Raw genomic sequence first — 14,369 nt, forward strand, 5'->3', positions numbered from 1 at the left:
GGGCCAGCGTGACGGCGGCCGCTGGCTGCCTGCGCGCACCTAGCGAGGCCAAGTTGAAAGAGTACACAGCAGTTGTCACGCAGCAGATCAAGGAACAGGTTTCCAAAGTCAGGGAAATCTTCCGCGACCATTCCCTCGCACCGGACACCTTCGACGCCGCGCGCGACGACGCCTTGCCCCTGCGTTCCGAATTATTCAGCGCCATCCAGATGGCCGCCCACGGCAAGCATGTGGCCGCCGGCCATGCGGTAGGTCGGCATCATGGCCGCGACCGCCTGCTGGCGCGCCTGGCCGACAATGCGGCCCTGATCACGGCTACCGTCAACGAGCTGACGGCCACGGTGAAAAGCGGGCGCCAGGTCACGCCCGCCTCGGAATGGCTGCTCGATAATTTTTACCTGATCGAAGAGCAGATCCGCACCACGCGGCGGCATTTGCCGAAGAACTACAGCAAGGAGCTGCCACGGCTGACCTCTGGCGTGGACGCGGGCTGTCCGCGCGTGTACAAGATCGCGCTGGAAATCATCTCGCATGGCGATGGCCGCGTCGACCTGGAAAACCTGTGCCACTTCGTCGAGGCTTACCAGGACGTGGCCACCTTGACCCTGGGCGAGCTGTGGGCCGTGCCCATCATGCTGCGCCTGGCCCTGATCGAAAACCTGCGCCGCGTCGCCGTACGCGTGGCCGATGACCGCATGCAGCGCGACCTGGCCAATACCTGGGCCGACCAGATGACGGAGATCGCCGAGCGCAATCCCAGCGGCTTGATACTGCTGGTGGCAGACATGGCACGTTCGAATCCGCCGATGACCAGCGCCTTCGTGGCCGAATTGTCGCGCCGCCTGCAGGGGCAGAGCTCCTCGCTGACCCTGGCGCTGTCGTGGCTGACGCACAAGCTGGCCGAGTCGGGCCTCACCATCGAGCAGCAGATCCAGTCCGAGATCGGGCAGCAGGCGGCCGACCAGGTGTCGATTGCCAACAGCATCGGCAGTCTGCGTTTTCTCGGCACCATGGATTGGCAGGAATTCGTCGAAACCATGAGCGTGGTCGAGCAGACCCTGCGCCTGGACCCGGCCGGCACGTATGGCTTGATGGATTTCGCCACGCGCGACAGCTACCGCCACGCCATCGAGCGCATCGCCAAGCGCAGCGCGCGCAGCGAAGTGGAGGTGGCCGAGATGGTGGTGCAACTGGCGCACACGCACGGCAACGGCAATGACGCGCGCCGCGGCCACATCGGCTTTTACCTGGTGGGGCGCGGCGTGCTGGTGCTGGAAAAGCAGGCCGGCGCCAGGCTGCCTTTCATCGAGGCGCTGCAGCATACGGCGCGCGCCGCGCCGCTGGCCGTCTACCTGGGCGCGATCTCGTTCCTGACCCTGGCGACGAGCGCCTTGCTGCTCGAGCGCGCCGTGCGCCATGGCGTGCAGGGCTGGCCCCTGGCGGCGCTGGGTGCGCTGGCGCTGCTGGGCAGCAGCCAGCTGGCCGTGGCCGTGGTGAACTGGCTGGCGACCCTGATGACGTCGCCGCACCCGCTGCCGCGCATGGATTACCAGGCCGGCATTCCATCGGATGCGCGCGGCATGGTCGTCGTGCCGACCCTGATCTACAGCGAGGACAACGTGGCGGCCCTGTGCGAGGCGCTGGAAGTGCGTTATCTCGCCAACCGCGATCCGAATTTGCGCTTTTGCCTGCTGACCGACTTCGTCGACGCGGAAGCGCAAACGATGCCGGGCGACGAAGCCTTGCTGCGCCAGGCGCAGGAGACCATCCGTGGCTTGAACGAGAAATACCGCGTGGAGGGCGTGGCGGCCAAGGAAAACGGCGACCCGGCCGACCCGGAACAGCTGGGCCAGGTGGGGCCGTTCCTGCTGCTGCACCGTCCGCGCCTGTGGAATTCGCAGCAGAATGCGTGGATGGGGCAGGAGCGCAAGCGCGGTAAATTGTCCGACCTGCACGCATTTTTGCGGGGCGGCGCGCGCGACAAATTCTCGCTGGTGGAAGGCGAGTTGCGCGGCCTGCGCACGATCAAATACGTGATCACGCTCGACACGGATACGCAGCTGCCGCGCGACGCGGCGCGCGAATTCATCGCCACCATGATGCACCCGCTGAACCGTCCCGTACTGGACGCGGCCGGCACGCGCGTGGTGGCCGGATACGGCATCTTGCAGCCGCGCGTGGCCGTGGCGCTGCCCAGCGCCAACGCCTCGCGCTACGAGCTGCTGTGCGGCGGCGAGCCGGGCATCGACCCCTACACGCGCACCGTCTCCGACCTGTACCAGGACGTGTTCTATGAAGGCTCCTTCATCGGCAAGGGCATCTATGACCTCGACATGTTCGAGCGCGTGCTGGGCCAGCGCCTGCCCGACAATAAAATTCTCAGCCACGATTTGCTGGAAGGCTGCTACCTGCGCGCCGGCTTGCTGAGCGACTCGCAGCTGTACGAGGAATACCCGGCCCGCTACGACGCCGACGTGAGCCGCCGCCAGCGCTGGATACGCGGCGACTGGCAGCTGATCGGCTGGCTGCTGGGCCGGGTGCCGGGCCGCGCCGGCAAGCGCGAACGCAATCCTTTGTCGATGCTGTCGCGCTGGAAGCTGTTCGACAACCTGCGCCGCAGCGTCGTGGCGCCGGCCACCACCTTGTCGCTGCTGCTGGCGTGGGGCTTCCTGCCGCAGGTGGCATTCTGGAGCGCGGCCGTGCTGGCCATCATCTTCCTGCCGCCCGTCTTTTCAGCCCTGTACGATTTGCTGCGCAAACCGCGCGACACCCTGTGGCGCCAGCACCTGGCCGCCTTCGAGCGGCGCTGCGGCGTGCAGTTTTCGCACGCCATGCTGACCCTCGTCTTCCTGCCGTATGAGGCGTGGATCAGCCTGGACGCCATCGTGCGCACCCTGTGGCGCCTGGGCGTGTCGCACAAGCACTTGCTCGACTGGCGCGCGTCGAACCTGCATGTATCGTCGGGTTCGCAGGCCGACAGCTGGCGCGCCATGTGGTGCTCGCCCGCGCTGGCGCTGGCCGCCTTCGGCGCCTTGCTCTACTGGCGCCCCGAGGCCTTGCCCGCCGCAGCCGTGGTGCTGCTGCTGTGGCTGGCCGCACCCGCCATCGCCTGGTGGATCAGCCGCCCCATCGAGCGTGCCGTGGCGCGCCTGTCGGCCGAGCAGGGTCGTTTCCTGCACGGCGTGGCGCGCAAGACCTGGGCCTATTTCGATACCTTCGTCGGTCCCGATGACCACTGGCTGCCGCCCGATAACATGCAGGAGCATCCGAACCTGGTGGTGGCGCACCGCACCTCGCCGACGAATATCGGCCTGGCGCTGCTGGCCAATTTGACGGCCTACGATTTCGGCTACCTCACCCTTGGCCAGTTGATCGAGCGCAGCCGCGCCACCCTGCACAGCATGGGTGAGCTGGAACGTTTCCAGGGCCACTTCTATAACTGGTACGACACGCAGACCCTGAAGGCGCTGCAGCCGATGTACATCTCGACGGTCGACAGCGGCAACCTGGCCGGCCATCTGCTGACCTTGCAGCCGGGACTGGTGGAACTGTATGACGCCCCGATCATCGGCGCGCAGGTGGTGCAGGGCATCCGCACGACGGCACAAGTGCTGCAGGAATTCATCGCCGCCGAAGGCGAGAGCAAGGCCATGCGCGAGAGCATGAGCCTGCTGCAGGCGCAGGCCGCGCCCGCCAGCCTGGCCGAATGGCATGCCTATCTCGCCGCCGCGAATGGCGCTGCCGAGGCGCTGCTGTCGCTGACCTTGCAAAGCGAGGATGGCGAGCTGTCCATGTGGAGCGGTGCGCTGGCGCGCCAGTGCCGCGCGGCGCTGGCCGAGTTGCTGCAGCTGGCGCCATGGGCGGCGCAGGCGGGCGTCGATCCTGCGTGGCTGCGCGTGCCGACCCTGCGCGAACTGGCCAACCTGGAAACGCCGGAAGGCACGCCTTCGGAGCTGGCCGCCTTGCTGGCGCAGGGCCGCGAACAGGCGGGCCGCCACATGCGCGATATCGCCCACGCGGCGGGCCAGGCGCGCGATTTCGCGCAGATCGAGTACGCGTTCCTGTACAACCCATCGACAAAACTGCTGGCCATCGGCTACAACGTCAGCGAGCGGCGCCTGGACCCCAGCTACTACGATTTATTGGCTTCCGAAGTGCGCCTGGCCAGCTTCATCGCCATCGCCCAGGGCCAGCTGCCGCAGGAGCACTGGTTCGCCCTGGGCCGCCAGCTGTGCATGGTGGCCGGCCAGCCCGTGCTGCTGTCGTGGAGCGGCTCGATGTTCGAGTACCTGATGCCGCTGCTGGTGATGCCGAACTACCCGAATACCCTGCTTGACCAGACCTACCACTCCGTCATCGAGGCGCAGATCGACTATGGCCGCCAGCGCGACGTGCCATGGGGGATTTCCGAATCCGGCTACAACACGGTCGACGCCAGTTTGAACTATCAATACCGCGCCTTTGGCGTGCCGGGGCTGGGTTTGAAACGGGGCCTGGCTGACGATCTGGTGGTGGCGCCATATGCCAGCATGATGGGCCTGATGGTCCAGCCGGAAGCGTCTTGCCAGAACCTGCAGCGCATGCAGGCGGCCGGCTACATGGGGCGTTACGGCTTCTTTGAAGCCATCGATTTCACGACGGCGCGCCTGCCGCGCGGGCAGGGCAGCGCCATCATCCGCTCCTTCATGGTGCACCACCAGGGCATGGGCTTCCTGGCCCTCAGCTACCTGCTGCACGATCGTCCGATGCAGCGCCGTTTCGAGTCCGATCCGCTGCTGCAATCGGCCTTGCTGGTGCTGCAGGAACGCACGCCGCAGGCCGGCGCGTTCTACTCGAACACGGCCGAACTGGCGGTGCTGCGCAGCGGCGCGCCCGAGCAAGCCATGCCGATGCGCATCCTCACGCAAGCCAACAGCGCCGTGCCGGAAACGCAGCTGCTGTCGAATGGCCGCTACCACGTCATGGTGAGCAATGCGGGCGGCAGCTACAGCCGCTGGAAAGACCTGTCCGTGACGCGCTGGCGCGAAGACAGCACGCGCGATAACTGGGGCAATTTCTGCTACCTGCGCGACCTCGACGACGGTGCCGTCTGGTCCACCATGTACCAGCCCACCTTGGCCGAACCGAAGAAATATGAAGTGATCTTTTCCGAGGGGCGGGCGGAGTTCCGCCGTGCCGACCATGGCCTCGACCTGTACACGGAAATCGTTGTCTCGCCCGAGGACGACATCGAAATCCGCCGCACGCGCATCAGCAATAATTCGAACCGCCAGCGGCGCATCGAGATCACCAGTTTTGCCGAAGTGGTGATGGCGCCGGCGGCGGCCGATGCGGCCCATCCCGCGTTCAGCAAGCTGTTCGTACAGACGGAAATCCTCGCGCATGAAAAAGCGATTTTATGTACGCGCCGGCCCCGCTCCAAGGAAGAGCAGATGCCGTGGCTGCTGCATGTGATGACGGTGCACGATATCGAGCGCTACGAAGTATCGTTCGAGACGGACCGCGCGCGCTTCATCGGCCGCGGCAATACGGTGCAACTGCCGCAGGCGCTGCAGGAAAGTGGTCCGCTCGGTGGCGGCCACGGCTCCGTGCTCGATCCCATCGTGGCCATCCGCTATGTCATCACGCTCGAACCCGACCAGGCCGTCACCGTCGACAGCGTCACCGGCATGGTGGAGCAACGCGACGCGGCACTGCACCTGATCGACAAATACCAGGACCGCCACCTGGCCGACCGCGTGTTCGAACTGGCCTGGACGCACAGCCAGGTGGTGCTGCGCCAGTTGAATGCCAGCGAAGCGGACGCGCAGCTGTATGCGCGCCTGGCCAATGCCGTGATCTATCCGAATGCGGCCCTGCGCGCCGAGGCCAGCATCCTGATCAAGAACCAGCGTGGCCAGTCCGGCCTGTGGGCGTATGCCATATCCGGCGACTTGCCCATCGTGCTGCTGCAGATACGCGACGCGGCCAATATCGAACTGGCGCGCCAGATGGTGCAGGCGCATGCCTACTGGCGCCTGAAAGGCCTGATCGTCGACCTGGTGATCTGGTATGAAGAGCAGTCGGGCTACCGCCAGCTGCTGCACGACCAGATCATGGGCTTGATCGCCTCGGGCATCGACGCGCAGGCGATCGACCGCCCGGGCGGCATCTTCGTGCGCCTGGCCGAGCAGATCGCCAACGAGGACCGCATCTTGCTGCAATCGGTGGCACGCGCCATCATCAGCGACCTGCGCGGCACGCTGGCCGAGCAGGTCAAGCGTCCGCCGAGCCCCGTGCTGCGCATGCCGCCGCTGCTGCAGGACCCGGCCCGCGAACATGGCGGCGTGCCGCACCGGGCGCAGGCGCGCGAGCTGATCCTGGAAAATGGCCTCGGCGGCTTCACGCCCGATGGCCGCGAATACGTGATTACCACGGGAGAGGGCAAGCAGACGCCGGCGCCGTGGTCGAACGTGCTGGCCAATGCGCAATTCGGCACGGTGGTGTCCGAAGCCGGCCAGGCGTATACGTGGAGCGAGAATGCGCATGAATTCCGCCTCACGCCATGGCAGAACGACCCCGTGTCCGACCTGTCCGGCGAAGCGTTCTATGTGCGCGATGAGCAAACGGGCCAGTTCTGGTCACCCTCGTCCCTCCCCGCGCGCGGCAGCGGCGACTACGTCACGCGCCACGGCTTCGGCTACAGCGTGTTTGAACACAGCGAGGGCGGTATCGCCACGGAACTGTGCACCTATGTGGCGCTCGATGCGGCCGTCAAATACTCCGTCATCAAGGTGCGCAACGACAGCGGCGTGCCGCGCCGCCTGTCCGTCACGGGCTATGTGGAATGGGTGATGGCCGACCTGCGCGCCAAGTCCGGCATGCATGTGGCCACGGAGGTCGACACGATCAGCGGCGCCCTGTTTGCGCGCAATAACTACAACACGGAGTTTTCGGGCCGGGTCGGCTTCTTCAATACGGATGCCAGCATCCGCTCCATCACTTGCGACCGCAATGAATTCATCGGCCGCAATGGCAGCCTGGCGCAGCCGGCCGCCTTGCGCCGCGTGCGCCTGTCCGGCAAGGCGGGCACGGGGCTGGATCCGTGCGCGGCCATCCAGGTCCCGTTTGAATTGCAGCCGGGGCAGGAACGTGAAATCGTCTTCCTGCTCGGCGTGGGCGGGCGCCGCAATGCGGACGCCAGCACGATGGTGCAGCGCCATGCGGGCAAGGATGCGGCCCGCAGTGCGCTCGACGCGGTGCGCGCGCACTGGGAAGGCACTCTGGGCGCCGTGCGCATCGAAACGCCCGATCCATCGCTGGACGTGATCGCCAATGGCTGGCTGATGTACCAGACCATCGCCTGCCGCCTGTGGGCGCGCAGCGGCTACTACCAGTCGGGCGGCGCCTACGGTTTCCGCGACCAGCTGCAAGATGCGATGGCCATGATCCACACGGCGCCGCAGCTGCTGCGCAATCACTTGCTGCTGTGTGCGGCGCACCAGTTTGTCGAAGGCGACGTGCAGCACTGGTGGCATCCGCCATCGGACCGTGGCGTGCGCACGCATTGCTCCGACGATTACCTGTGGCTGCCGCTGGCCGCCTGCCGCTATGTGATCGCCACGGGCGATGTCAACGTGCTGTCGGAAGTGGCGCCCTTCATCGAGGGCCGCGCCGTCAAGCCGGAAGAGGATTCGTATTACGACCTGCCCGTGCGTTCGGGCGAGTCGGCCGACCTGTACGAGCACTGCGTGCGCGCCATCCGCCATGGCTTGCGCCTGGGCGTGCACGGCTTGCCGTTGATCGGTTCCTGCGACTGGAACGACGGCATGGACAAGGTGGGCGAACATGGCAAGGGCGAGAGCGTGTGGCTGGCCTTCTTCCTGTACGAAGTGCTGCAGCGCTTTGCCGAGGTGGCCGTGCTGCGCGGTGATGCTGCGTTTGCCCAGTTCTGCCGCGACGAAGCCGTGAAACTGGCGGCCAGCGTCGAGGAACATGCGTGGGATGGCGAGTGGTACCGGCGCGCGTATTTCGACGACGGCACGCCATTGGGTTCGCACACGAACGAGGAGTGCCAGATCGATTCGATTTCGCAAAGCTGGGGCGTGCTGTCGGGCGCGGCCAACAAGGAGCGGGTTGCCGGCGCCATGCGCCAGGTCGATGCGCGCCTGGTGCGCCGTGATTCCGGCGTGATCCAGCTGCTCGATCCGCCGTTCGACAAAGCCGACCTCAATCCTGGCTATATCCGCGGCTATGTGCCTGGCGTGCGCGAGAACGGCGGCCAGTACACGCATGCGGCCATCTGGACGGCGATGGCGTTTGCGCGCCTGGGTGACGGCGAAAAGGCGTGGGAATTGCTGCGCATGATCAATCCCGTGCGCCATGGCATGGACGCACATGCGGTGGCGCGCTACAAGGTGGAACCGTATGTGGTGACGGCCGATGTGTATGCCGTCGCGCCGCACGTGGGACGCGGCGGCTGGAGCTGGTACACGGGATCGTCGGGCTGGCTGTACCGGCTGATCGTCGAATCCCTGCTGGGCTTGACGCGTGAAGCGAACGTGCTGCGCATGACGCCCACCATGCCGGCCGAATGGGACAGCTTCAAGCTGCATTACCGCTTCGGTGCCAGCAGTTATGCCATCACGGTGGAGCAGGCACAGGGGCGGCCTGCGGGATTGTCGCTCGATGGCGTCGCACAGGGCGGCAACAGCATTGCCTTGCGCGACGAGGGCCGCGAGTATGCGGTGCTACTGCTGCTCTAGTATTGTCCAGGTGTCGTGTTCTGGCCGGCGCCGGCCAGCCAGCAGGATCAAGCCGGCGCCGAACAGCAGCAGGTCGCGCGTGCGTACTTCGGGTGCGGACTGCGCTGCTGTCTGGCGGTGGTAGTTCAAGGGTATCGCCAGGGCGGCGATAGGCTGGCTGGCGCAAGCGGCCAGGCACAGCGCCGCCACTTTTCTGTTTAACTGCATACATTCCTCAAGAAGGCGCGCTGCCCGCTCGGGATGGGCGCGCCGGTACTCATGTCGCCGACATTGTAATTATGAGCATGAATATTGTAAATGAGAAATTATATCAGGCTGCCTCAGAACCCTAGTGCCGCGCCCGCGCCCAGCAGGGTGGCCACGCCCAGCACGGCAAAGACCAGCGCCGCGATGCCGTGCACGAGGCGCAGCGGGACGCGGTTGGCGATCCTGTCGCCCAGGTAGACGGCCGGCACGTTGGCCAGCATCATGCCGAAGGTGGTGCCCAGCACAACAGAGACAATGTCGTGATAGCGCGCCGCCAGCGCTACGGTCGCCACCTGCGTCTTGTCTCCCATTTCCGCCATGAAGAAGGCGATCAGAGTGGTCAGGAAGACGCCATACCTGGCCAGCTTCGTTTCGCCTTCATCGAGCTTGTCGGGGATCAGGGTCCAGGCGGCCATGGCGAGGAATGATACGCCCAGTACCCAGCGCAGCACATCGGGCCCCAGCATGCTGGTGATCCAGGTACCGACGGCGGCGGCAAACGCGTGATTGGCGATGGTGGCGACGAAGATCGCCAGCACGATGGGCAGGGGCTTGCGGAATTTGGCGGCCAGCAAAAAGGCCAGGAGTTGGGTTTTGTCGCCGATTTCAGCGAGACCGACGATGCCGGTGGAGATGAGGAATGCTTCCATGAGATTGCAAGAGTACGCGGGCCGGACGAATTAACCAATGATCCACGGGCGACTCCGGCCCATGCGGCCGCCCTGGATCAATGGTCTCGTCAAGTTCTGCAACCACCTGCACCATGGCCTGCGGGCCAATCATGTTGATACAGGTTCCCGCGGCAGGACCGCGGGACGACTACTCCCCAATGTTCGAGGCGCATCATACGCCAATGCCCGCGCCGGCGCCAGTACCGGCGGGGCACGGCACGGCCTGGTGTGTGGGACTTCGACAACAATGATCGATTTGCAAACAGACTCGACTTAGAATGCAGTGTGCCCACGACTCCCAGATGGAATGCGCCATGCCGGTCCTTGTCCGCTTGCTTGCCTTATGTTTGACCTTGTTTGCTCCCTTGTCCGGCCTGTGCGCCGCCGCGCCCTTCGACGACAAGTTCCGCCAGCTGGAAGAACTGCTGCCTACGCCGAATGCCTACCGCACGGCGTCCGGTGCGCCGGGTCACGCCTACTGGCAGCAGCGCGCTGATTACGTGATCCGCGCCACGCTCGATGAGGCACGGCGCGCCATCACGGCCAGCGAACAGATCACCTACCACAACCGCTCGCCCGACAGCCTTGCATACTTGTGGCTGCAGCTGGACCAGAATGGCTTGCGCCAGGATGCCGACCAGCGCCGCGTACTGAGCGCGCCCTCGCGCCAGGCCTGGTTGAGCGGCAGCGAGGACGAAGCGCTGAAATTCGAGGACTTGCGCGCCATCCATGCGGGCCGCGAATTCGACGGCGGTTTCAAGCTCAGCGCCGTGAAAGCGGCCAACGGCAAGCCGCTGTCGCATGTGGTCAATCAGACCATGCTGCGCATCGATCTGCCGGTGGCGCTGGCGCCTGGCCAGAGCGTCACCTTCAACATCGACTGGTCGTATCAGATCAATGACCAGAAGGTGCTGGTCGAGCGCTCCGGCTATGAGTACTTTGAAGACGACAAGAACGCGATTTTCCAGATCGCGCAATGGTTCCCCCGTATGGCCGCGTATTACGACGCCGTCGGCTGGCAGCACAAGCAGTTCCTCGGCTCCGGCGAATTCACCTTGGAGTTTGGTGATTACGAGTTGTACCTGACGGTGCCGGGCGACCATGTGGTGGCCGCCACGGGCGAGCTGCAAAACCCTGCTAGCGTGTTGAGCGCGGCGCAGCGCGAACGCCTGGCGCGGGCAAAGAACAGCAATACGCCGCTGCTGGTGATCACGCCCGCCGAGGCGCTGGCGGCGGAAAAGAGTAAAGCGGTGGGGATGAAAACCTGGCACTTCAAGGCGGCCAATGTGCGCGACGTGGCGTGGGCCTCGAGCCGCAAGTTCATCTGGGATGCGCAGGGACTGGACAGCGGCGGCAAGCGCGTGATGGCCATGTCCTACTATCCTAACGAGGGCAATCCGCTGTGGCAGCAGTACAGCACGCGCGCCGTCGTGCACGCGATCGAGCAGTACAACAAGTACAGCTTCGACTATCCGTATCCGAACGCGATCTCCGTCAATGGCGCCGTCGGCGGCATGGAGTACCCGATGATTGCGTTCAATGGCGGACGCCCCGTGAAGGACAAGAAGACGGGAGAACTCACGTATTCGAAGACGGCCAAATATGACCTGATCGGCGTGATCATCCATGAAGTGGGCCACAATTATTTTCCCATGATCGTCAACTCGGACGAGCGCCAGTGGACGTGGATGGACGAGGGCCTCAATTCCTTCCTGCAGTACCTGGCCGAGCAGGCGTGGGAAGAGCATTTCCCCTCCTGGAATGGCGAGCCGCGCAAGATCGTCGACTACATGCGCAGCCAGAACCAGGTGCCCATCATGACCAATTCCGAGTCCTTGTTGCAGTTCACGGCGAATGCCTATGACAAGCCGGCCACGGCACTCAACATCCTGCGCGAGACCATCCTGGGGCGCGAACTGTTCGACTTCGCCTTCAAGCAGTATGCCTTGCGCTGGAAGTTCAAGCGCCCCACGCCCGCCGACTTTTTCCGCACCATGGAAGACGCTTCCGGCACGGACCTGGACTGGTTCTGGCGCGGCTGGTTCTATACCACGGACGCGGTCGACATCAGCATCGACGGCATCAGCGAATATGGCGTGAGCACGAAGAATCCGGAAGTCGAGAAAGCGTGGAAGAAGGCGCAGAAGGCCGCGCAGCCCATCTCGATCTCGGACCAGCGCAACAAGGCGCTGCCGAAGAAGGTCGATGTCGATCCCGCGCTGAAGGATTTCTATAACCGGCACGATGAATTCACGGTCACTAACAAGGACCGCAACAGCTATGCGGAAGAGCAGGAAGCGCTGGAGCCGTGGGAGAGACAGCTGCTGGAACAGCGCAACATGGGCAAGCATCTGTACCTGGTCGACTTTTCGAATCTCGGCGGCCTGGTGATGCCGCTGATACTGGAGATTGAACTGAAAAGCGGCAAGAAGATCATCGAGCGCGTGCCTGCCGAAGTGTGGCGCTATGCGCCGCACAAGATCAGCAAGGTCATCGTTACGGACGAGCCGATGGTGGGACTGGTGCAGGACCCGTACTGGGAGACGGCCGATATCGACACCAGCAACAATGCGTGGCCGAGAAAAATCACGCCATCGCGCCTCGAACTGTTCAAGCAGGACCGCGACAAGAACAACCTGATGAAGGATTTTAATGCGCCGCTGAAGGCATCCGAGGCCAAGCCGGAAGCCAAGGCCGAGACGAAATAGGGAAACGGCGCCGGCCAGTCCGGCGCTTTTTTCTGCCGGCCTGCGCCGGAAGTGCTATTCTGCGCGACGCCCCGGCGCACACGGACCGGGGCTTTCGCAAATCATTCAAAAGACGACCATGCAAACTTTGACCTTCCTGCGCGCGCTGGGCTGTGCGCTACTTTGCCAGGTAACCCTGGCCGCGCACGCCGACCCCCTCAGCTACGCGCGCTACGACCAGGTGCGCACGCGCGACCTGCAGCTGGACCTGAAAGCGGACTTCAAGCAAAAGACCCTGTCCGGCTATGCGGAGCTGTCCTTGAACTGGATCGATCCGGCGGCGCGTACCCTGGTACTCGATACGCGCGATTTGTCGATCGCGAAAGTGCAGGTACAGGACAAGCGCGGCGCATGGCAGATGGCGCCGTACCAGCTGGACAAGGCCGATCCGGAAAAAGGCCAGGCGCTGCGCATCACCACCACGGGCCAGCCGGGCAAGGTGCGCGTCTACTATCACACGGCGCCGAACGCCATCGCGCTGCAGTGGCTCACGCCGCAGCAGACCATGTCGGGCAAGCTGCCTTTCATGTTCAGCCAGTCGCAAAGCATCAACGCCCGCTCGTGGGTGCCGTCGCAGGATACGCCGGCCGTGCGCTTTACGTACAGCGCGCGCATCGAGGCGCCAGCGGGCATGCGCGTCGTGATGAGCGCCGAGAATGACGAAAAAGCGACGGGCAAGGGCGGCTGGAAATTCAGGATGCCGCAGCCGATTCCCTCGTACCTGCTGGCCATCGCCATCGGCGAACTGGAAGTGCGCAAGCTCGGTCCCCGCTCCGCCGTGTATGCCGAGCCGCCGCGCATCAAGGCGGCCGAATACGAGCTGGCCGACACGGAAAAGATGATCCAGGCAGCCGAAGCACTGTACGGTCCGTATGGCTGGGGGCGCTACGACATGATCGTGCTGCCGCCATCGTTCCCCTACGGCGGCATGGAAAACCCGCGCCTGACCTTCCTCACGCCGACCATGATCGCGGGCGACCGCAGCCTGGTCGACCTGATCGCGCATGAACTGGCCCACTCGTGGTCGGGCAACCTGGTTACCAATGCCTCGTGGAAGCACATGTGGCTCAACGAAGGTTTTACCACCTACGTCACCACGCGCATCGTCGAGCAGCTGTATGGCAGCGAAGTGGCGCAGATGGGCGTGCAGGTCGACCAGGAAGAACTGGCCGCTGCGATCCGCGAATTGCCGGCAGCAAAAACGGCATTGATCACGCGCGATGCGGATGCCAATCCCGCTGAAACATACACGGACGATGGCATCATCTACCCGAAAGGCGCCTGGTTCCTGGCCACCATGGAGCGCCGTGCCGGCCGCGCCGTATTCGACCCCTTCCTGCGCGGCTGGTTCGACCAGCACGCGTTCCAGAGCGTGACGACGGAGCAGTTCATCGCCTACCTGCGCAAGAACCTGCTGGCGCAGCATCCGGACGTGATGCCGGAAGCGGAACTCGATGAATGGCTGTATGGCACGGGCGTGCCGGCCAGCGCGCAGCGCGTCGTCTCGCCGCGCCTGGCACTGCTCGACCAGCACCGCGACGCCTGGCTGAAAGGCGAGCTGGCGACCAAGGACCTGGGCATGGACAAGTGGATCGCCATCGAATCGATGCACTTCCTGAACGATATCAACAACAAGGCCAGCGCAGCGCAATTGCGTGAGCTGGACCAGGCCTACGGCGTGGGTAAGAGCGGCAACAATGAAGTCGCTTACCGCTTTTATCTGGCCTCCGTGAACGCCGGCTACGATGTGCGCCAGCCCTTGCAGGCATTCCTGATGAGCGTGGGCCGCCAGAAGTTCGTCGTGCCCCTGTACAGCGCCTTGATGAAGACGCCGCAAGGCCATGCCTGGGCCAAGGACGTGTATGCGAAGGCGCGTGAACGCTACCACCCGGTGACGCAGGAGAGCGTCGATAAATTGATGGCCGCGCAAGCGCATTGAACCTTCTTTGGACATCCTGACC

The 14,369-nt window shown here is 64.5% G+C and carries 5 protein-coding genes and 1 riboswitch; of the genes, 3 read left to right on the forward strand and 2 right to left on the reverse strand.

Going from position 1 to position 14,369, the window contains the following annotated elements; genetic code table 11:
• Positions 1–209: 209 nt before the first annotated feature.
• A complete protein-coding gene (locus JAB1_RS03775) occupies positions 210–8,744 on the forward strand; it encodes a glucoamylase family protein (protein WP_254671972.1) in 8,535 nt (2,844 codons plus the stop codon).
• Here the strand turns inward: JAB1_RS03775 and JAB1_RS03780 are convergent.
• Positions 8,730–8,951: a hypothetical protein gene (locus JAB1_RS03780; protein ID WP_070278878.1), complete on the reverse strand. Its 222-nt coding sequence runs from the start codon at positions 8,949–8,951 to the stop codon at positions 8,730–8,732. The two genes, JAB1_RS03775 and JAB1_RS03780, sit on opposite strands and share 15 nt — an antisense overlap.
• A gap of 113 nt (positions 8,952–9,064) precedes the next feature.
• Positions 9,065–9,640 carry a TMEM165/GDT1 family protein gene (locus JAB1_RS03785; protein WP_070278880.1) on the reverse strand — a complete coding sequence of 192 codons (576 nt, stop codon included), beginning with the start codon at positions 9,638–9,640 and terminating at the stop codon, positions 9,065–9,067.
• Between the two features lie 11 nt (positions 9,641–9,651).
• A riboswitch (yybP-ykoY riboswitch) is annotated at positions 9,652–9,830 on the reverse strand.
• 145 nt (positions 9,831–9,975) lie between these two features.
• On the opposite strand from JAB1_RS03785, the gene JAB1_RS03790 reads away from it, so the two are divergent.
• Positions 9,976–12,369 (forward strand): M1 family aminopeptidase, encoded by a 2,394-nt coding sequence (locus JAB1_RS03790; RefSeq protein WP_070279006.1) that lies wholly within the window; start codon positions 9,976–9,978, stop codon positions 12,367–12,369.
• Positions 12,370–12,487: 118 nt separating this feature from the next.
• Positions 12,488–14,347, forward strand: coding sequence for a M1 family metallopeptidase (locus tag JAB1_RS03795; protein ID WP_070278882.1), 1,860 nt, complete (start codon positions 12,488–12,490; stop codon positions 14,345–14,347).
• Positions 14,348–14,369 lie beyond the last annotated feature (22 nt).

It is taken from the genome of Janthinobacterium sp. MP5059B, assembly GCF_001758645.1.
GTDB classification, from domain to species: domain Bacteria; phylum Pseudomonadota; class Gammaproteobacteria; order Burkholderiales; family Burkholderiaceae_D; genus Janthinobacterium; species Janthinobacterium lividum.

Coding starts and splice junctions, on each gene's coding strand:
- JAB1_RS03785 (WP_070278880.1), bottom strand. CDS start 9,640: ATGGAAGCATTCCTCATCTCCACCGGCATCGTCGGTCTCGCTGAAATC.
- JAB1_RS03775 (WP_254671972.1), top strand. CDS start 210: ATGGCCGCCCACGGCAAGCATGTGGCCGCCGGCCATGCGGTAGGTCGG.
- JAB1_RS03780 (WP_070278878.1), bottom strand. CDS start 8,951: ATGCAGTTAAACAGAAAAGTGGCGGCGCTGTGCCTGGCCGCTTGCGCC.
- JAB1_RS03790 (WP_070279006.1), top strand. CDS start 9,976: ATGCCGGTCCTTGTCCGCTTGCTTGCCTTATGTTTGACCTTGTTTGCT.
- JAB1_RS03795 (WP_070278882.1), top strand. CDS start 12,488: ATGCAAACTTTGACCTTCCTGCGCGCGCTGGGCTGTGCGCTACTTTGC.